The following is an 18,645-nucleotide window of genomic DNA, read 5'->3' as shown; positions in this document are numbered from 1 at the left end:
CAAGACACGGGAGAGTCGGTCGCCGCCAGGCCTGCCCATCGCAATCGAAAGCGCATGCTCGCACGAGCCCGCGCCGTTCCCTCGACACGAACACCGATCCGGCCCCCGCCGCAGCCTCACACAGGCCGCACGCCCGGCGGGACAAGCCGCACACACTTGGCGCGGGGTGGAGCAGCCCGGTAGCTCGTCAGGCTCATAACCTGAAGGTCACAGGTTCAAATCCTGTCCCCGCAACCAACATCATCTCACCATCATCTCACAAAGCCCGCCGCGCCCATAAGCGCAGCGGGCTTTTTCGTGCGCCAACGCTGTCAAGCTCAACCAATTCGATATCCGCTCCTGGCAGGGGAGGGGGCAAGTCCGAGCTCATTCGCCTGCCTTCCACGAACAATTCCAGGCCAGAGCCACCTCGATGTGGTCCGCCTGAGATATGGCCTGCGGCCAGAACTGAGGGTCGCCGGATCGTGGTCCGGCCGAAAGGTGAGCTTCCGGATCTCAGTCGGCGGCCTGCAGGGCCGCCGCCACGGCGAATTCCTGGGGCGTTCGCCCCCAGGGCGGTGTGACGGCGGCTCTCGTTGGACTGCCGCCCCCACGTCTCGATCTTGCTCGACTGCGGGTGTATCCGCACAGGCGAGTCGCGTCACAAACGGCATCAGGCGCTGCCGCTGCGTGTCCGTCGCCATATCGTTCAGATGCAGCGCGAGCTGGCAGATTGGCCGGGAGAAGCTGGGCGGCATCGAGTTGACCGAACGGATGGGTCGATAGCGAAACCCGGCCGCCAAGACTGCCGCCTCGTTGATGCAAGTGCCTTCGTCCGGCCCGAGGAAGGAATGCGAGCCCCGGAGAAGCTTCCAGCTCGAGATATGATCGAAGTCGCTCATGGTGGCTAATTCCGTAGCCGCCCGCCGGCCGAGCCTCCTCCTAAGCACCGACATCCTCAACCGCTCGAATACGGCAGATTACTGCCAAGCTTTCGGCTGCATCCGTGTTTGTGATACGGATCACAGAAGGGCATGAGCAAATCACTAAGCTTTCCAACATCGGAGCGGATGAACCGCTCGGCGATACATTGGAGAGCGTGATGATCAGCAAGACCTTCAAGTCCGTGCTCGCTGCTGCCGCCATCGCGGCTCCGGTCGGTATGGTTGTGGCAACCGACGCGCTCGCCTTTGGCGGCCACTTCGGCGGCGGAGGCGGTCACTTCGGTGGGGGCGGCTTCGGCGGTGGTCACTTTGGCGGCGGTGGCTTCGGTGGCGGGCATCCCGGCGGTGGTGGGCACCCGGGTGGGGGTGGCGGCCTCGGCGGTCATCCCAGCGGCGGTGGTGGTTTCGGCAGGGGCGGCTTTGGCGGCCGGGGCTTCGGCGGCCGTCGGTTCGGCGGTGGGTTCGTCGGGTACGGCTATGGCCCCAGCGTCGTCTATGTGGGCCGTGGCTGCGACTACGGCTTCCACTTCAGCAACTCCTGGGGACGCTGCATCCCGAACGACTGAGTGCGGATGGGCCCGATCCGCGACATGATCCAGCCGAGCGCTTCTTCACGGCGCTCGGCCTCCCTGCCCGCACCAGATGCGCGAGCGGCGATCGTGAGGGCTTGCGCAAGTTCACGCTACAGTGTCACGAAAACTTGATTACCTCGCCGTACATCAAGTTTTCGCTCTGAGACATGCAGTATACCAGCCGCAAACACTGAATTCTTCAATGCGTGTACCCCCTTTGGAGGACGTTCGGTTACGCTTTCGAGCGTACCGTCTGCCCGCTGGTCACAGAGGAGCGACGAAAATGGTCAACGACGGCCCCCCTATCAAATTCGTTGCGATCTGGGGCGTGTTCGCCCTTCTGATGCTGCTGGGTCAGACGCAGCTCACCAGCTATGGGTCAAACATTGCGATGGTTGACCAGTCGGATCTAAACGCCGAGCCCTTCATGGTGGCCGCGCTGAACTGACGATCGGCACCCGGCAAAACGGGAACCGTTTCCGTTTTCCAGAAGCGAGACCGTTTCTCTTTTGGCTGCCGAGACGTTGGCTACGTGCATCGGCGGTGGGATGCGCTGATCTCCACGTCCGTCTTAGTCACCTCTCCCCGAGGCTAGGGGCGGACGTGGATGCCTGACGCCACTTATGTGGGATGACCCTATGGTCGCCCGGACCTGTGCAACGTGCGGCGGTTCGGGGATCCCGAGCCGGGCGCCGATCCGCTGGTGGATGTCGAGCCAGCGCCGGGCGGCAATCACTCGATGAGGGCCGGCGATGTCGAGGCCATGGCGCTCGACACGGCGGTGAGCAGCTTCAAGTCGCCGGTTCAGCCATCGTACCTATGCCAGCAGGATCATGAACCGAGCGGTATCGCATCAAGATAGGCGCTGGGCGGCAACGGCGATCTCAGGACGCTTGGGGAAGGCGGTCGGCATCAGCGCACCTTGGCGGAATGGAGGGGCGCCAAGCCGGTCGCCGCCACGATGTTCCCACGCCCCCAGCGCAGCGGCTCCACCGCGATTGCAGTCGCTTCGGCGCGCAGAGCCGACGTCGAGTCGGCCGTCACCTCCGGCAGTACGGCCTCGCGTGCCGCCCCCTCGCGGTCTTCGACATTCTCGCACTCAAGCGATGTGCTGGGCTCTGGCACGCCCGGCAGCAGGGCTCCGATCTCCTCGTGGCCGTTCAGCAGATCAAATTCGCCACCCGCAGCTCGCGTTCGACGGCGTCATGGAGTGTCCTCAACGGATCATCGTTGCCGGCATTGGAAGGCTGGATCTCCGGCATTGGGGCGAGCGGTGTATCGAAGACAGCGCGCGCCTCGACGCCCTGAGCCTCATTCAGCCCAGGGCGCCGCAGGAAAGCTCTGACTGAGCGGATCACCGCCCACACAGCCGGCTCCTAGGATGCTTACGCCGCCAATAGCGCCGCCCAAGTTCCCGCTGCGTCGATCTGCTTGGCACACACCAGCGTTCCGTCAGCTGAGCGACGTACCTCGACAATGTGTGGCACGCCCGAAACCAGCCGCACGTCCAACCCGAGGTCAAAGCCGACCCGGCCGTCGCCGATGCCAGCCGTGGCGAGGTCGGCGCGGTACTCGCTGGCAACGGTGAACGCCACCACGGCCCCGTCCACCATCACGTCCAGGCACATTGGAGCGTCAGGCTGCGCCGTGTTCTGCGCCCAGCCGCCCACTTGCAGCAGACCATCGGCTCCAACCAAGCACCGATCCAGCCATGCTCGCACAGGGCCCAAGTCAGTAGCCTCGCCCGACGAGATGGCGCGACGGGCCAAGCGTCCGCGCAACGCGGCAAGCTCGGGGCCGAGTTCGGCGCGTGGGGCATAGGGCACGGGCCTTGTGCCAGCGTCGAGAGCTTGGACACCGTCGAAGCCAGCGCGCACCCCCGGAGCGGCCAGGAAGCTCTCGGCAGCCGCGCCCTCGGCCACGAGCAGGTCATGGCTGTCGAGTTCGACATGCCAGTAGGTGAGATCGGCCACAGGCTCGCCGCGGGTGATGCTGGTGCCATTGACGAGATGACCGGCAGCCACGAAGAGGCCGTCGAGCCACAAGCAATGGTCAGGGGAAACGAGCAGGTCGCGGGCGGGCACGCCTTCGGAAAGGCCACCGGCCCTGATCCGCACTGGGCGCTCAGCCTGAGGGGCGGACAGACCAGGGTGGGCGCGGCTGCCGATCCAGCGGATCGGGCGATGTTGACCGGAGACGGTCACGACCAGATCGCCAATCGCCAAGTCTTCGACCGCGACCTGCCCCCGTTCTGTGAGGAGGTGCGTACCGGTGCAATAGCATGGCGTTGTGTTGCTGGGACCGGACCAACTTCCGAGCGTATTATCGTCGGCGGTAAAGCGCGTCCGTGTTGCACCTGCTGGGGGGTTCGATCCATAAAGCCGCGTGTTGGATAGAACGTACCGGTAATTTCCAGCCTGAGTGTTTCCGGGCGGAATATCCGTACTGGTGAACTGTATCATGTTCGGGTTGTCGTACTGGGTCGCGGTCAAGGTCGCTGACCTATTCGCGTACCCAGCCGGCGCGTCCGCTCCGTAATGCAGGGTGACTGTGTCTCCCGGAGACCTGACTTGGCCTGAAACGAAGACCGAGTAGGTAGATGCATCATCGATTTGAAATGAAGAGGCCGCTCTGCCGTCATCCGTTCCAAAAAATCCCGCGTTGTAAGCGGTGTTGTTGAAAATATAAGGAAGCGGCATTGATTATTCCCCCCGATTTAAAAGCCAAGTTTATCGTTTTGCCTAAAAATATAGCTGGGATACGATCGAGAGCGCAGTAGTTCGAGCGTTTCAGCTCGTAATATCGTGCTTTTCTGATCCAGCCCTATCATAGGCACAAAAGCACTCATGACTTAAAGGTTCGGAACGCACAATAGAGCAAACGTTTCTCATCGTGGTCTTTTTGATCTGTTTTCAAGTTTGGATTGATCATGTAACAGTTGAGCAACATTTCCTAATAGCAATGGCCGGAAAAGGATTTTTTGGCTTCGCAGGGCAGGATAATTCGGCAATGCACTTGACCGTACTTGCAAGTGACACGAGCGCCGATCCCCTGACCTCGCCGAACAGGCTCAGGGGCATGCTCGTTCGAGGAATTCGAGGAGCGGCGTGCCGGCCGCCGCAATGACGTTGCCGCGCCCGCGCCGGGGCAGGATCTGCGCCTCGGGCAACGTTCCAGCCGGAGCCTTGGACAGGGCGGTCTTGGTCGCATCGGCCATCAGTGACGCGCCGGCTGCACCGCGCCGCGAACGAAAGGCACGAATTTTCGCTAACCCAATTTTAACCGTTGCTTCAGTTCTGATTGAACTTTCAGATTGCAATTTGAATAGTACTGCAACTTATAGGGAGCGCAAACGAGGAGGAGGTACATCGTGCCCCATTGCATTTTCGTTCGCGAATACAACGGCTTAGAAGCACGTCCACCTGTCATGCTGGCCTATGATATTCCCAAACGCGACGATGCGGATGCACTCGTTCAAAGCATTGCGCGGTCTTACCGCACCAATGGCATCGATGACCGCAAGCACGTTCATTGGTTCTACCACGGAGACAAGCGGCACGAGATCTATACGTGGCCGCAAAGCCAAAGTGTTGCCGCAGCCGCCAGTTCATCCACTCATCAGGTCGAGGCGCGCTGCGCCAGCCGCCGCAAGCACGTTCCCGCGCCCACCCCACGGAAGCGGCGGCAGACCCTCCACCGCCAGTTCGTGTAGCGTCGTTTCGCTCACCTCCTCCTCGCGGTCCTGATCGCCACCGCGCATGTCGACGACCTGCGAGCCGCCGGTGTTCCCGGGTGCGGCCAGGGACGGCTCGGTGTCGTCACCGTCCTCGAGATCCGGGCAGCCGTCCATCCCGTTCAGCACGGCGTTGAAGTGGTCGGCTACGTCGAGGGCGGCTTGCACGCCGGCCTCGAGCTGAGCTCGCGGTTCGGCGCTTGCCAGCGGCTCCGGGCTCTCTGGCGCATTCGGCTTCGGGCGCGGTGCGAAGGTCAGAACATCGCCCATGGTCAGGCTCCTACCTTCTTGGCGTCCTGTTCGAGCTGGCAGGTCGCGCCGGCCACAAGGAACCGGGCCCGCGCCACGTCGAGCAGCTTCGCCCAGCCCTGCAGGTTCTCCCGCGCGTCGTCGATGGCCTTGTACAGGGTCTCGTCGACGCCTTCCCCGCCCCCGGCGGCTTCGCGGATGAAGGCGACCAACTCGGGCTTGCTCATCCGCAGCGTCTTGTCGGCGATGTGCATCCCGAGCGCCTGATTGCAGAACGTCTCGGCCCATTCCTGCGGGCTGCGGAGCGGCACGTCGGAGAAGTCGCAGGTGGGACGGTCGAGGGACGCGGCACCCTCCACCGTCAAGGGGGTGCCGTCCTCGGCCGCCTGAGCGGGCTCGGTCGGATCGACTGCTGGCCCGGCTTCCGGCTCGGCTGACCGAGGGCACTGGCTCCCACGATCCGGCACGAGGATGCCGACGACGGTGCCTACGATCTTCTCGCGCAGGTTCTCCTCACGGTTGGGGCCGTCGCTGGCGTACAGCATGCCGGCCGTGTCGAGGACGCGCAGAGACCGGCTATGCGCGGCGTCGGGGCGAACGGGGGCACGGCCTGCCAGGGCTCGATCGCGCCCGGCTGCTGCTCGTCCGGCAGATTGTGGTGGCGGTGGTCCGGTGGAGGGTTGCGGCGGCCGGTGCGGGCGCTGGTGCTGCGGACCGGAACGGGCTGTTTGAAATTCGGGATACGGGCATGGGTCATCGTTCGGGCTTGAGAGGGCTCGTGTGGGTCGGCTCGGTGGTGAAGGAGTGCGCCGCGCTGGCGCGGGTCAGGCCTGCAACGCGGGATGCCGGGATCGCGGGAAAGCGGGCCGCATGGAGACGCACAGCATCCGCCCGCCCGGCCCGCCGGCGTAGGTCGTCTTGTGCCCCTTCTGCCTCGCCCTACGGTGTCATCCAATCCACGAACAGCAGATAAGCGACTGAGATCGCCAGGGCGGCCAGAAAAGCGAGGCCGCCCAAGCCGATCGGGTCGTCACTCGATGGCATGCTCACGCCTGTCAGGGCGCCGCATCTACGGCAAAGCCGATCTGTTCCTCTGAGGGGAAGGCCGCACGTCCTGCATTTCGGCATGGCTCGGCCTCGAGGCAGAATTCGCGCCTAGCGGTCGGCGATGATTCCTGGCTTACTGCAAAGTGAACCAGATCGGCATCCGTCATCAGGAAGTCACCGAGCTGCCAGTGTTGAAAATCGTCGCCGTACGGCACGACTTTGGTTCCCTGCGCCCGTAGGGCCGCCAAAGCATCCTGAACGAGAGGATGATTAGAAGCCCGTTGTCGTTTCTTGCCGACCAAACCCTTCGTCCGTCGAATGAGCGCGAAAAGGGCGTCAGCAGTCATCGGACTCGCTCCCCATCAGCAAAGCAAGCGGGATTATATGACGGCTTGCAGAGATCGAAAACTAAATTTGATAGCTCTCGGTGCGAAAACTGCATTCACATAATGTCCCGAGAGAATTCCCGCTTTAGGACTCTCTGTGTTCCAACCTATCACGGCGGCCGCCCCTCCCTCGGCGGCAGATCCAATCCACGAATTGCTGCGCCCCTAGGATTTAACGACCCGTCAGCCCTGCGAGATCAGCCTTCTGTGGGCGATTGGGTCCCCGAACCCTTGAGCGTCAGCAGAGCAGCGCCGGGCCGTTATACAGTCGGTACCGGCGCGGCCTCGCCGTCGCGGTCGCACGGGGTCCGCTCCTATTCCTCGGGACGGGTCCCGCTTAGCTTAGCTAAGCAGTCTGCTCATCGGCAGCCGGTGAACCTTGCTTGAGCGTGGCCGTTAGCGTGACAGGACGGGCGTTGATCGCTTCACCGCCAATCGTCTGGCTCGGCGGCGGGGGAGGGGGAGCTTTGCTCGCCTCCGCCGCCGCGTTCTCTGCATTCTGAGCAAGCCCGCCCGGCCGGCCGATCCGGGTGGGCTTTTTCGTGCCCTCAGGCAGCTTGTCCAGACAGTTCGACGACCTCGCAGGTATCAGCCCGCTGCCGCCAGTCGACGATGCTAGCGGCCTGACAGAAACGCGCCTTTGGCGGCGTCGGCTGCGGCTTCACCGTAGCTGGCGGGCACAATGCTCTGTTGCTGTATGATCCGGCGGTCGTGGCCGCGACCGTCCGAAACCGCCTTGTGGAAGGTGACGAGGAACGTACGCATGGCGTGCACCCCGGTTCGAGTCGCCGGGCAGCTTAGAACTACGGACGACGCGCCGCTCCATCGGCTCGCACGAAGGCTCCTCGCCCCGCCATTCTCCGCCCCTTGCACCCTGCGAGGACATGAAACGCCGGCAGAACATGACCGGAGTGGCAGTCCGTCCAGTCTCGGCTCAGACGGACTTCCAGGGCTGCAAAAGCACCCCTCGCTTTGCACCTCCCGCGAGAAGGTTGAGCCGGTACAAAGCTTATGTTTCCAAATGTAACTTACGTGTGCAAGCGCACACGGATGACGGTGGCATAAGGCATTTCTGGATCAATTGCGGACAACATGGATTGGCACAAGCTTCAGGAGTATCCTGCCACACCAGTTTCGACGGGAGTCCAGCGTGAACAAGCTTGCCTTTACAGCCATCATTACTACGGCCTTGATCTCCCCCGTCTTCGCACAGGCCGTCATCGAGACGCCCACCAGCACCACGGTCATCGTGCCGCCCGGTGCGCCCGGCGTCGTCACGCGCCAGCCCGGATCGACCGGAGACGAAGGTGCCGCGACCTACTCACCGACGGGTCGCGCTGCCGACGGCATTGCCACGGACTCGGCGGCTGCCGGCAACGAAGCACAGCCCTCACGTCTCGGTTCGACTGGCAGCGGCGGGGGCAAGTAACCTCACTGCCGCACTCAGCCCACCCAGTTCGCCGCCGCGGACTTGTTCCAAGGCGGTGACCTGAGGTGAGACGGCGGCTGGCCTGCGGGCACGCCCTGCTAACCGCTCTTCCCGCATCCTGTACCTCGGGCCGCGTCGCGTACTCGGCCCCGGCCGTGAGGAACGGCACCGAGCCCCTCCAGCCCGTGAGCAGATCGGGCGGCGGAGCCCTCATCCGTCTGCGCCGCGTGTCGGCCTCGTCTTGGCTACCTGCGAGCAGCCGTCCGGAGCTGTGATGCCTGATCCACGACAGATGCCCGTCCTTGTGGTCGATGACGTACCCATGATCCGAGCGGTGGTCCGCGCCGTGCTCGAACAGGTTGGAATTAACGACGTTCACGAGGCCGCCGACGGAGCCGCTGCTCTCGCGATGCTGAACGAGCGTGCCTACGGCCTCATCATCTCGGATCTACACATGTTCCCGATGACAGGCTTCGAGCTACTCCGCCACGTGCGAGAGGATCGCCGCTTGCGAGAGACGCTGTTCGTGATGATGACCACGAAGGAGCACGCTCACTTCTTCACGACAGCGCGGCGAGCGGGCGTGAACGCCTGCCTGGTCAAGCCCTTCATGCCCGCGGTGCTGCGCAAGACGCTTGAGGACCTCTGGCCAGCCAACGGCAGCGGGCGCACCACGGGTTGCGAGAGCAAGGCATTTCTGCCGTAACGTGCTCTCGGCTTCGCGGTTATCGGCTCGTTCGCTCGTCTGCTTCAGAAGCGCGACGCCAACGCACGCATTTGGCCATTTGGATGCTCTACGCGAGGCCCCGCTTCTCAAGTTCTTCGAGCGCAGAAGTGATCGTCGATATCGGCTGGCAGGCAGCCAATCCCGTACTGGCCAATTTGGGCGACGTTTCTCGGACTTTGAGGCGGGCCCTGTCCCTCACGACCGATGTACTCACGAGTTGCGTATCCAGCACCGACAAGAGTGCCCGTTCAACATCATTCAGAGGCGGCGGGGCTTCCCAACTTTCAGGCGCTTCATCAGCGACGGTACGCATGTTGATAGCGTGCATGGCTCGACCTCCTTCGACCTCGAACATCGATCCGCCGCCGATGTCGGACCGGGGAAATGTCTGAAACTTGACTGAGTTTCTCAGTCTCTGCGGGCGAAACCGCGCACCCAGGACACGTGTGTCCCGGCGCCATCTCGAACGGAGACAGCCGAACGCTGGTCAGATGCCGGGCTTTCCGGTTCCCGCAGGCATCCTGCACCTGAGCCACGCTGCGTATCGGCCCGGCTGACACGCGGGTGAGATCGGACGCTACACCCGCCACGTGAGCACATCGGGGTTGGGGCGAGCGAGCAGACCGACGGGAGGCAAATGGCGAAGGCCGAGTGAGTCTCCGGTTTCGCGATGGCGTCCAACAACGGGCTGGCGTGACGAGCCAACCTCCATTGTTGCTCAGGTTTATGATCCATGCTGATTGACATCATCACCGGAAGGACACCGCACGGGCCCCGGTGGCTGAGCGCCGTGTGCGCCCGCCCGCAATCGCCAGGCGAGAATACGACCGACGAGTTGTTCATTATTGAATTCCCGGCCCTGGCTCTCGAACCTATCGAGCGTTTGTCTTGGACGAGGGTGGAGCGATACGCTCCGCGATTGTCCTGCAAGCTGAGATCGACGATCATGCAAGGGCGATTGCGGCGACGATCACCAACGCGTTCGGTATCGACCTTTGGGAGCGGGCGCGCCTTCTCGGTAGCGACCCGCCGAGATCATCGTGTCTGGCCTTCTGAGCCAGTGAACCAATCCACATTAGGAAGGTTGCCGCTCTCAGCGCAGTTACGACGCTCAGAGGATCACGGTGCCCCGTTACTTCTTCGACATTCACAACGGGGCGTTCCATCCCGACGATGAAGGCACCGAGTGCGCTGACTTCGAGGCCGCTCGGAAGCAGGCGATGGCGTCGCTCCCCGAAGTGGCCCGCTGGGAGATCCCGAGCGACGGTGATCGGCAAGCCTTCACCGTGCTGGTTCGCGATGAGGATGGCGTGCTTGTCTACACGGCGACGCTAACCTTCGCGGGCTTGAGGCTCGCCGGGCCTGCGGCTGTGTGACGAGGCTCACGGGCGGCAAAGCTGAGTGCTGTCTGCGGCAAGCCATGTGCCGACGATCGGCAACACTTCCGCCCAAAACAGAGCGACAACGTCATCATCCACAAGCCAGCGTCAGCAGCCCCGTTGGAACCGACGCCGGTTGGTTAATTTAATCTCAGTGAGAAATGCGCAGGGGGGCGTATGGGCTTCACGGTCGTGGAAGGCAGGGACGATCACGAGCTAGAAGACGCTGTACGTCGTGGCGTGGCGGAAGGATTGGCTCGGTTGCTGGGCGTGCCCCGGCATCCGGAAAGTATCCAGACGATCCTCGACCAGAACGCTCGCGCCGAGCAGGCTCATGTCGAGGCTGAGCCCACACGCAAGGCCATTGGGCGGCAATACCGCCCCTGATTGGCGTCTAACTGCGCGAAAGCTTAGCGCACGATCGAGCGGGTGGTCGCACGGCCGCAGCTCGCCCGGCTCACGCAGACCCCGTCAGCAGATGGCATCGCCGATCAATGGTTGCATGCAGGTGAGGGATTACGGGCGCGCTTCCAGTCGTCCGAAATGCCACCCGCTCGGCTCATGGATATCAGGGCCCTGCGGGACTGAGGGAGGATCAGCTGCATGCACATCAACTGCGACTGCTGCGTCACGGACAGCTCGGCAAAATTCGGGCGCCGACGCCTCCTGCTAGGGGCGGTCGGCGTCTTCGCTGCGACCGCCCTATCGAACACCGTTGCGCGGGCCGCTTCTCCCGTGGCCAAGACCGCTTTGGCACCAGCCGAAGCCCTCAAGCTCATGAAGGAGGGCAACGAGAACTTTAAGAATGAAGCTCCGTCTCTCTCGGCTAACGGGCGCGAGCGCCGCCTCGAACTCGCTCGCGGGCAAGCACCGTTCTGCGTCCTCGTCGGATGCTCCGACAGCCGGGTTTCCCCCGAGATCCTGTTCGGGCGCGGGCTTGGCGAACTGTTCATCGTCCGGAACGCCGGCAACACGGTCGACACAGCGGCGCTGGGCAGCATCGAATATGCGGTCGGCGTCCTTGGCGTCCCGCTCGTCGTGGTGCTCGGGCACCAGTCCTGCGGCGCCGTCGCAGCCGCGGTCGACGTGGTGCAAAAGAACGCGACCTTCCCGGGTGTCATTGGCGAGATGGTGCAGCCGATCGTGCCCGCCGTGCTGGAGGCAAAAAGCCAAGGCGGCGACCTCCTTGAGGCCTCCGTGCGAATGAACGCCCGCCGCGTAGCGAAGCGGCTGACGACCCAGAGCCTCGTGATCAAGGACGCGCTCGACACGGGAAAAGTCAAAGTCGTGGGAGCGCGTTACGGCCTCTCGGATGGCCACGTCGAGTGGATGGAAGACATCTGAAACCCAAGCGAGCTTGGCCAGACTCGATCAGCAACGAAGTTAGAGGCCGGAATGCAGCCCGTCGGCAAACTCCGGCCTCGCGCACGCCCCGACCGCCGCCGCGGCTGGTGGCGCGGGACAGCCGACCCCGATGTGTAGCGCCACGTCTCCACAGGACCACGTTAAAACGTGGTGACGCGATCCCGTTACCAGTTTCCGCGTAGTAGGCTAAGGTCCGATAAGAAGAGATTATCGGACATCAGAAGTCAGTATGGCATCGACGCTGCCTCGCCTCGCCTTCTCGCACGCCGGGCAGGATTTCATCGTGAAGGCGCGGCCAGTGGCGGACGGCATCGAGGTGCGTGGCTTCTGGCACGCTCGCTCCAGGGGGCGAACGCGTTTTATCGTCGTCGTGCCGGCTGAGGCCATCGAGAAGGCCCAGCGGCCCGATTGGGCCGACCCGGTGCAAGCCGCCTTGAAACTCGTGCGAAATCAGATCGTGTCGGCGATCGATGAGGGCGAGCCGCTGGTCGAGGAACCTCAGCAGTGAGCACCGAAGCCGTCCTCCCCTCACCGACCGGACTGCAGGCCTTCGCCGGCCGGGCGCGCGGGTACGCCGATCAGGCGCGAGCCGAGAACACCCGCCGGGCCTACGCCTCGGACGTCCGGGCCTTCGCAACCTGGTGCGACGCGCGGGGCGAGGCCTCCCTGCCGGCCCGCCCCGCCGCCGTGCTGGCGTACCTGATTGACCACGTGTCCACGTTGAAAGTTGCCGCGTTACAGCGTCGGCTGGCGGCGATCCGCGAGCAGCACGCCGCGGTCGGGCTCGCCCTCGACACCTCGTCGGCCGCGTTCCGAGTTGCGTGGCGCGCCATCAAGCGGGCGCACGGTCGACCGGCAGCCAAGACGCGGCCCCTGATGACGGCCGATCTCCGACGTGCCGTGGCGACTCTGCCCGACACCCTGGCCGGCCGCCGGGACCGGGCGCCGATCCTCGTGGGCTTCGCGGCAGCGCTGCGCCGGTCCGAGCTTGCGGGTCTGGAAGTCGCCTGCAGGGATGGCTGCGCGTGGGTCGAGGGGCGGCCCGACGGCTTCGTGATCCACCTCGGCCGCAGCAAGACCGACCAGCAGGCCGAGGGCGCCGAGATCGGCGTGCCCTACGGCTCGAATATGGAGACGTGCCCAGTGCGCAGTTATCGCGCGCGGATCAATGCAACCCGCCTTGAGGAAGGGCCGGCGTTCCGTCCCATCGACCGATACGGACATATCGGCTTCAAGGCGGTGACGGACCGCGCCGTCGCGCGGATCGTTCAGCGCACGGTCGAGGCCGCCGCACTGGCGGGCAGACATTGCGTGACAGCGGGATCACGGGTCAACGTGACGACGTGATCACCTTACAAAATGGCCTTGGAATCGTCCTCGGCAACGTACCGATCATCGCGCTCGCACTCGCTGTCGCTCTGCCTTTTTATAAAGGACGCGTGCCTCACGCCGAGCGCATGCTCGCGTGGCTGCTCTTTCTTGGCCTGGGTCTGCCGATGATCTGGGCGGCCTACTACCACCTGCTCCAGCCAGATATGGCGGCGCGGCTGATCGGCTGGGCACCCAGCCCGTTTCAACGCGAGGTCGGTTTGGCTGACCTCGCGATGGGAGTGACGGCCTGCGTCGCCAGCACTCAGCCGCTGCCCTTCAAAGCCGCCATCGTCTGGACCTTGGTCATCGCGCTCGGCGGCGATGCTGTGGGGCACATCCTGGAGATCCTGCGCACGGACAATCTCGCTCCCGGTAACGCCGGTTCGATCCTGTGGTGGGATATCCTGGCGCCCTTGTACGGATTGATCTTGCTCTTCGCTGCCAGCCGGGCTCCAGCACGATGATGAAGCAGCTAAGCACGCTCTTCCTTGTGGCCGAGCGCGGCGCCGATCTCGCCAGCATCATGGACCAGAGCGGCCACCGCGATCTGCGGACCGTGGTTGGCTACATCCGGCGGGCTAACGCCTTCAAGGGGCACAGTGGGAGCGGGTTTCCGTAGGCCATCTGTCGCCGGTGGCGATTTCAAGCGTTCTCTGAGGCCAGCGCTCTGGCCGCCACAGGGTGCTTCAAGAAACCGATGTGGTCCGTGCCGCTGCCACCTTCAGCCAGCCAGCAGTGGTAAGATGGTGACGGGAGCCAACAGCTCAAACAAAGGCCACGTCGAGATGCTGGTCGCTCTTGCTCACGATCTCGCAGAGCCGGGAAAAGCCATCAGCCTCGATCAGCAACTTGAACCTTTCCGGAACGCCCGCCGTTGTGACGATCTTCAAGCCGGCGCTGTCGTCGGACAGGCTGCGCACCGTGCAATCGATGGCGGATCGCCCTGCGTTGAACGAGATCTGACCTGACTTGAGCACGCGGCGGCGGATGTTCTGCTGCGCGATGGCGACAGGCTTCCATTCCATGCACCTGTTTCGACCGTCATCCTTTGCCGAATAGAGCGCCGCATCCGCGTTCTGCAGCAGCATGTCAGGATCGGCGACAGACCCGTTGAGGGCCGCCACACCGAAACTCGCTGTAATCCGGATGGGCCTGAGGGGCGTCGGGATGTCGAGGCGCGCAATAGCTCCGCGCAGCTTTTCGGCCACCTGCATCGCGGATGCCAGTCCTGTATGCGGCAACAGGATAGCGAACTCCTCTCCACCCAGACGCCCGAAGGCGTCAGATTTACGAAGTTCGTCGCGACACACCCCGGCCACCGCCGACAGTACCCTATCGCCGACGGCGTGTCCGTGCCCATCGTTCACGGACTTGAAGTGATCGAGGTCGAGCATAATGCAGCTGAGTTCGTGCTTATGCCTCACAGCGAGCGCGAACGCGCGGCTGAACTCATCGCGGAAAGCTCGACATGATAGTGCGCCGGTCAGTCCATCCGTCATAGCAAGCACTCGCAATTCGAGTTCGCTCATGACGATGCGTGCGAGGTCGGAAAGCGTATCCAACTGATCGGCGGGGAACGTGCGCGGGTTCGTATCCATCGCGCAGAGCGTGCCGATGCAATACCCCTCCGAGGTACGCAGCGGTGCGCCGGCATAGAACCGGATATGCGGCTCACCCAGAACGAAAGGATTGTCCGCGAACCGCACGTCGGCAAGCGTGTCTGGCACGATGAGTGGTCGAGCTTCCCGAACGACTATGTCGCAGAGGGCCGGACCCTTGGACGTCTCGGAGGCTGAAACCCCCTGGCGTGACTTGAACCACTGACGGTGACCATCGATCAAGGTGATGGTCGACATGGGAACATCGAACATCCGACGTGTCAGCCGCGTGATGCGGTCGAATGCCTCTTCGGAGGGCGTGTCGAGGACATCGTAGTAGTCAAGGCTGGCCAGTCGAGCCTGTTCTTGGATCTGGGTCTGAGCCGACATGGCACATCCTCGGATGCAAGGGTCAAACTTCTTTGATGGCGGCTAAAGATTTACGAAATATGACTCTGGACGGAGCTGTTGAAAACTTCTTCAACACATCTCACATCGCGCCATCGATTTGGCCGGGCCACGCGACGCGCCGAGTCACCTTCACTGCGCCCCAGCCAAGCCGTGCGGTTGGAGAGCGTATGCCTGCAGGCAGCAGGAGAGTGTGGGCCGGATCCCGTGATGACGTGGTTCGGCCCTGTGCCGTTCGGCGTTCAAGTCGGAGCGACGAGACTAAGGTAGCACGCATTTATTGATGAGGAGGTGCGGTCGTTACCGAGTATGTCCTTGAGTTTACAATTAGTAAATAATTTGGAGAGCTTGCACTGCTTTAAGTTGCGCCACCTGAACTGTCGGCCTTCCGCGCGCGACCACCGCGCTTCGGCCTCTCCGAGATAGCCTCAGCCGGCGTAGCAGCCTTCGGAGCGGCCTTCTTGCGAAGCTGGCCAAGGCCGAGGCTGCGGGCCAAGCTTCGGAGGCTGTCCCTCCTTCAACGGCACCGACACGTCGTTGGAGCCCCGCCCTGCAGGAGTGGCTGCAGATGCAGCAGCTCGCCCAGGCGCAGGGCCAGGGCTGCATGGGTCAGGGCATGAGCCACGAGGTGCCGCAGGCGACCCCGCCCGGGTTCACCGGCTACCAGCCCCGGACGCCGCCGACGGGCACGCCGACTCCGGTGGTGCAGCCGCAGGCGCAGGGGATCGCCTCCGCGGCCCTGAACGCGCTCGGGCCAAACAGCGCCGAGGCGGCCACCATGGACCCCGCCGACATCCGGGGCCGGTTCATCTCGACCCTGCAGCAGGGCGGTCCGACGAACCCCGACGGCCTCGGCGCGGTCGCGGCCTGCGCGCAGCACGAGAGCCGGTATTCGCCCTCGAACATCACCGGCTCGTGGTCCGATCCAAGCGAGAGCGGGCAGGCGGGCCAGTCCGGCGGCATCCTGTCGTGGCGTGCTGACCGGCTCGCGAACATGAAGGCCTTCACGCAGGGCGCGGCCGACCCAGTGGTGGCGCAGGCGCAGTTCACCCTCGCGGAGAACCCCGCGCTGATCCGGGCACTGCAGAACGCCCAGAGCCCGCAGGAGGCCAACGCCCTGATGGCCGAGGCGTGGAAATTCGCAGGTTGGAACCGGCCCGGCGGTGAGAACGCGGCCCGGCTGGCCACCCGCAGGCCTACGCCAACAGCTTCGGCGGCGGGCAGGCCCTACCGGCCGGGGCGGCTCCCCGTGGCGGTTCGATGGGTTCGACGGCGCAGCGGGGCGGCTTCGGCCTGGGTGGCGTTGTAAGGCAGTGTGCGGCCGTGCCGGGCCAGTCCTCGCCCATGCCCGGCGTCGCGTCCCTCTTCCGCAGCAGGGACGAGAAGTCGACGCTCATGCGCAAAATCCGGCGTACGCTGAGCCTTCCCGCAAGCCAGATGATCAGCGTGACTGCGCCGGCGAGATCGCACCGAGGCCAATAGCGATAGACCCCGGTGCTGCTCTGCCGGCGCGGGGCTAACGACCGGTCGCTGAGCGCAATTTGACGCAGGTTGATTAAGAAATTCTGCACCGACCTTGAGACATGTGGAAAAACCGCAATCAATACAATTTTAGTCCTGCGTCCTCAGTATTAATCGCATGCAGTATCAGTTGCGGGTCGCTCGCCGTCGCACCTCCGGCGGAGTGGATACGGAATTCATTTCGCTAGATGCCGCTGATGAGGCAGCCGCCATCGCCAGCGCGTCAGCGTTGACCGAGCAATTGCTGAGCGGTCAGCCGGGTGTGGCCGTGCTGAGTCATCCAGCCTTCGGTATCATCTGGACGCACCGCTACAAGATGCCTCCGATGCCCCCGTATTAGCTTCGACATCGGGGTGTCAGGCCGTCCGCACTGTCTGCATCCGCAGCCGCTCGGCCTCCTCCCGCCACGCATCCCGCTCGGTCCGCATCGCCTCGAGGAGGGCGTGCATGTTGCCGGCGTCGATGGCGGTTTCCACGAGCATGTCCTGGGCAGAGGCTAGTTGCTCGCGCAGCTCAGCGTTCTCAGCCGCCAGCGCCACGAGGAGCGCGGTCGCAACATCGCTCATCCGGACCCCAGCGCCACCCTCAAGCTACGGCGTGTAGCGCCCCCGAGGCTGGGCAACAACGGGTATATGATGAGCTCCTTTGGTTCCAGCCTCGCGATCACCCGCAGGGCCTCCAGAGCTTGCCGCCGACCGTCCTCCGTTCCGATCTCAGACCACAGGTGCGGGCACTCGTTTCGCTAGCGGCCGATCCAGGCGGAGGGGCCGCGAAAAAGTGTTCTATGGGGACACCGAGCGTGTCCGCGATCCTCCTGAGCGCCTCGTACGCCGGCGAGTTGGATTTGCTCATCGTGGGTCACGCGGCAGGTCGAGATAATTGTCTACAATCACCGACAAATTTCGGGTGCCTCAGGCCCCTATTGGAAGTTACAATTCGACAACCTGACGGCATGATTGGTATTGTCGACAAAGTGGCAATTGGCTCCTCGCGCGAGAGCAGGGCACTGGCCCCTGGAGCTTTCTGAATGATCTTCGTCACGGCAGCAGACGGCGAGGTGACTTACGTCAGCCCAGACTGGTGCGCGTTCACGGGTAGAGACGCCGCTTCTGCAACTCGGCATGGCTGGCTGGATGCCGTGCATCCGGATGATCGTGAGATCGCGGTCAATTTCCTGCGCAGTGCGCGTGACCAGCAGTGCGAGTACAGCTTCCGCCATCGTCTATGTCGAGCTGATGGGAGCTACGCCTGGGTCGCCGGTGGCGCGATTCCTTCATTCGGACCGCCAGACCGTACCTTTCTCGGCTATCTCGGCTCGCTGACCGAACTCAGCTCCAGTGGTTCGGAACCGCTGGCCGCCTACGGCACACTGCAGCGGTACATCCCGCCACCGCCGCATCCGGCGACGACCCCCAATTCGGCGCTGGAACTCGTCGCCGATCACCTGCTGATGGCACACAGCCTCGTCGAGGAGGACGGCTCCAAGGAGATGCTGCCGGTGCTGCGGGAAGCGCTGATGATGGCGGGCAGGCTACTGGCGCGGAACATGAAAGCGGCGGATCCGAGCGACCGCTTCCATTAGGATGCCGTGTTGCCGGGTGCTGGCCCGCCTAAGACGCGCCGCTCGGTATCCAAGCCGCCTTTCTGGGATCTACCCCGAATAGGAAACACCCCAGGAGCAGGTGCTCCCAGGGTGTAGCCGACCTCGCGGCGAGTTTGATCGGGCTGGGGATGCGAAGGTCAACCGGACGGCTGCTCTTCGGCGGCGAGCGGCGATGGAGAGGACCAACACTCCTCACCCCGTAACCGCAACTCCCGGGACAGACACCGGGAGCAGCTCGACCGGATCTCAGTACGAGCCGAACTTGTAGTTCAGGCCGGCGCGGACGACGGCGAACTCGTCGGCGCGTCGTCCGATCGGGCTGTAGACGGCCGGG

The 18,645-nt window shown here is 63.8% G+C and carries 23 protein-coding genes, 1 tRNA gene and 2 pseudogenes; 14 read left to right on the top strand and 12 right to left on the bottom strand.

Annotation, left to right across the window (positions count from 1 at the left end; translation table 11 throughout):
- Positions 1-160 precede the first annotated feature (160 nt).
- Positions 161-237 (top strand) — tRNA-Met (locus ACLBX9_RS13165).
- Between the two features lie 359 nt (positions 238-596).
- On the opposite strand, the pseudogene ACLBX9_RS13160 reads toward ACLBX9_RS13165, so the two are convergent.
- Positions 597-881: pseudogene (locus ACLBX9_RS13160) on the bottom strand (hypothetical protein); the annotation flags it as partial.
- A gap of 200 nt (positions 882-1,081) precedes the next feature.
- Here ACLBX9_RS13160 and ACLBX9_RS13155 point away from each other — a divergent pair.
- Together ACLBX9_RS13155 and ACLBX9_RS13150 are read left to right on the top strand one after the other, a co-directional pair.
- Positions 1,082-1,489 (top strand): hypothetical protein, encoded by a 408-nt coding sequence (locus ACLBX9_RS13155; RefSeq protein WP_447719244.1) that lies wholly within the window; start codon positions 1,082-1,084, stop codon positions 1,487-1,489.
- Positions 1,490-1,778: 289 nt separating this feature from the next.
- On the top strand, positions 1,779-1,943 hold the full coding sequence (locus ACLBX9_RS13150; RefSeq protein ID WP_447719243.1) for a hypothetical protein: 165 nt from the start codon (positions 1,779-1,781) through the stop codon (positions 1,941-1,943).
- 464 nt (positions 1,944-2,407) lie between these two features.
- Here ACLBX9_RS13150 and ACLBX9_RS13145 read toward each other — a convergent pair whose 3' ends face one another.
- The 8 genes from ACLBX9_RS13145 to ACLBX9_RS13110 all read right to left on the bottom strand — a co-directional run bounded on the left by ACLBX9_RS13145 (position 2,408) and on the right by ACLBX9_RS13110 (position 7,675).
- Complete coding sequence (locus ACLBX9_RS13145) at positions 2,408-2,620, bottom strand: hypothetical protein (RefSeq protein ID WP_447719242.1); 213 nt, start codon at positions 2,618-2,620, stop codon at positions 2,408-2,410.
- A gap of 35 nt (positions 2,621-2,655) precedes the next feature.
- Positions 2,656-2,862: a hypothetical protein gene (locus ACLBX9_RS13140; protein ID WP_447719241.1), complete on the bottom strand. Its 207-nt coding sequence runs from the start codon at positions 2,860-2,862 to the stop codon at positions 2,656-2,658.
- 18 nt (positions 2,863-2,880) lie between these two features.
- Complete coding sequence (locus ACLBX9_RS13135) at positions 2,881-3,987, bottom strand: Hint domain-containing protein (RefSeq protein WP_447719240.1); 1,107 nt, start codon at positions 3,985-3,987, stop codon at positions 2,881-2,883.
- Between the two features lie 578 nt (positions 3,988-4,565).
- Complete coding sequence (locus ACLBX9_RS13130) at positions 4,566-4,712, bottom strand: hypothetical protein (RefSeq protein ID WP_158168913.1); 147 nt, start codon at positions 4,710-4,712, stop codon at positions 4,566-4,568.
- A gap of 390 nt (positions 4,713-5,102) precedes the next feature.
- Positions 5,103-5,498, bottom strand: coding sequence for a hypothetical protein (locus ACLBX9_RS13125; RefSeq protein ID WP_447719239.1), 396 nt, complete (start codon positions 5,496-5,498; stop codon positions 5,103-5,105).
- Between the two features lie 2 nt (positions 5,499-5,500).
- Positions 5,501-6,022 carry a hypothetical protein gene (locus ACLBX9_RS13120; RefSeq protein ID WP_447719238.1) on the bottom strand — a complete coding sequence of 174 codons (522 nt, stop codon included), beginning with the start codon at positions 6,020-6,022 and terminating at the stop codon, positions 5,501-5,503.
- Between the two features lie 510 nt (positions 6,023-6,532).
- Positions 6,533-6,871, bottom strand: coding sequence for a hypothetical protein (locus ACLBX9_RS13115; RefSeq protein WP_447719237.1), 339 nt, complete (start codon positions 6,869-6,871; stop codon positions 6,533-6,535).
- A 654-nt stretch (positions 6,872-7,525) separates the two neighbouring features.
- The gene (locus ACLBX9_RS13110; protein WP_447719236.1) at positions 7,526-7,675 is read right to left on the bottom strand and encodes a hypothetical protein; all 150 of its coding nucleotides are present in this window, start codon (positions 7,673-7,675) and stop codon (positions 7,526-7,528) included.
- Positions 7,676-8,060: 385 nt separating this feature from the next.
- Between ACLBX9_RS13110 and ACLBX9_RS13105 the strand changes: the two genes are divergently transcribed.
- From ACLBX9_RS13105 to ACLBX9_RS13065, 9 genes are all read left to right on the top strand, one after another.
- The gene (locus ACLBX9_RS13105; protein ID WP_010687727.1) at positions 8,061-8,339 is read left to right on the top strand and encodes a hypothetical protein; all 279 of its coding nucleotides are present in this window, start codon (positions 8,061-8,063) and stop codon (positions 8,337-8,339) included.
- A gap of 292 nt (positions 8,340-8,631) precedes the next feature.
- On the top strand, positions 8,632-9,045 hold the full coding sequence (locus ACLBX9_RS13100) for a response regulator (RefSeq protein WP_051072338.1): 414 nt from the start codon (positions 8,632-8,634) through the stop codon (positions 9,043-9,045).
- Positions 9,046-10,190: 1,145 nt separating this feature from the next.
- Positions 10,191-10,442, top strand: coding sequence for a DUF6894 family protein (locus ACLBX9_RS13095; RefSeq protein ID WP_447719235.1), 252 nt, complete (start codon positions 10,191-10,193; stop codon positions 10,440-10,442).
- Between the two features lie 180 nt (positions 10,443-10,622).
- A complete protein-coding gene (locus tag ACLBX9_RS13090) occupies positions 10,623-10,832 on the top strand; it encodes a hypothetical protein (RefSeq protein ID WP_447719234.1) in 210 nt (69 codons plus the stop codon).
- Between the two features lie 216 nt (positions 10,833-11,048).
- Positions 11,049-11,789, top strand: coding sequence for a carbonic anhydrase (locus ACLBX9_RS13085; protein WP_447719233.1), 741 nt, complete (start codon positions 11,049-11,051; stop codon positions 11,787-11,789).
- A 250-nt stretch (positions 11,790-12,039) separates the two neighbouring features.
- Positions 12,040-12,318 carry a hypothetical protein gene (locus ACLBX9_RS13080; RefSeq protein WP_083920345.1) on the top strand — a complete coding sequence of 93 codons (279 nt, stop codon included), beginning with the start codon at positions 12,040-12,042 and terminating at the stop codon, positions 12,316-12,318.
- Positions 12,315-13,157, top strand: a complete 843-nt coding sequence (locus ACLBX9_RS13075; protein WP_447719232.1) for a site-specific integrase — start codon at positions 12,315-12,317, stop codon at positions 13,155-13,157. Before ACLBX9_RS13080 ends, ACLBX9_RS13075 begins: the two co-directional genes overlap by 4 nt.
- Entirely contained in the window at positions 13,154-13,645 is a 492-nt protein-coding gene (locus tag ACLBX9_RS13070; protein ID WP_447719231.1) for a DUF6790 family protein, read from the top strand. Before ACLBX9_RS13075 ends, ACLBX9_RS13070 begins: the two co-directional genes overlap by 4 nt.
- Positions 13,642-13,800: a hypothetical protein gene (locus ACLBX9_RS13065; RefSeq protein WP_447719230.1), complete on the top strand. Its 159-nt coding sequence runs from the start codon at positions 13,642-13,644 to the stop codon at positions 13,798-13,800. The genes ACLBX9_RS13070 and ACLBX9_RS13065 overlap by 4 nt, the downstream gene beginning before the upstream one ends.
- Before the next feature lie 145 nt (positions 13,801-13,945).
- On the opposite strand, the gene ACLBX9_RS13060 is transcribed toward ACLBX9_RS13065, so the two are convergent.
- On the bottom strand, positions 13,946-15,169 hold the full coding sequence (locus tag ACLBX9_RS13060; RefSeq protein WP_447719229.1) for a sensor domain-containing diguanylate cyclase: 1,224 nt from the start codon (positions 15,167-15,169) through the stop codon (positions 13,946-13,948).
- A 586-nt stretch (positions 15,170-15,755) separates the two neighbouring features.
- On the opposite strand from ACLBX9_RS13060, the gene ACLBX9_RS13055 reads away from it, so the two are divergent.
- Entirely contained in the window at positions 15,756-16,496 is a 741-nt protein-coding gene (locus ACLBX9_RS13055; protein ID WP_447719228.1) for a hypothetical protein, read from the top strand.
- A 568-nt stretch (positions 16,497-17,064) separates the two neighbouring features.
- On the opposite strand, the gene ACLBX9_RS13050 is transcribed toward ACLBX9_RS13055, so the two are convergent.
- Positions 17,065-17,274 (bottom strand): hypothetical protein, encoded by a 210-nt coding sequence (locus ACLBX9_RS13050; RefSeq protein WP_447719227.1) that lies wholly within the window; start codon positions 17,272-17,274, stop codon positions 17,065-17,067.
- A 461-nt stretch (positions 17,275-17,735) separates the two neighbouring features.
- On the opposite strand from ACLBX9_RS13050, the gene ACLBX9_RS13045 reads away from it, so the two are divergent.
- On the top strand, positions 17,736-18,290 hold the full coding sequence (locus ACLBX9_RS13045; protein ID WP_447719226.1) for a PAS domain-containing protein: 555 nt from the start codon (positions 17,736-17,738) through the stop codon (positions 18,288-18,290).
- Between the two features lie 267 nt (positions 18,291-18,557).
- Here ACLBX9_RS13045 and ACLBX9_RS13040 read toward each other — a convergent pair.
- Positions 18,558-18,645 (bottom strand): annotated as a pseudogene (locus tag ACLBX9_RS13040) (porin family protein); the annotation flags it as partial.

Source organism: Methylobacterium sp. A49B, from assembly GCF_053346215.1.
The sequence above is the reverse complement of the archived record's forward strand: the minus strand, read 5'-3'. Positions and strand labels throughout refer to the sequence as shown.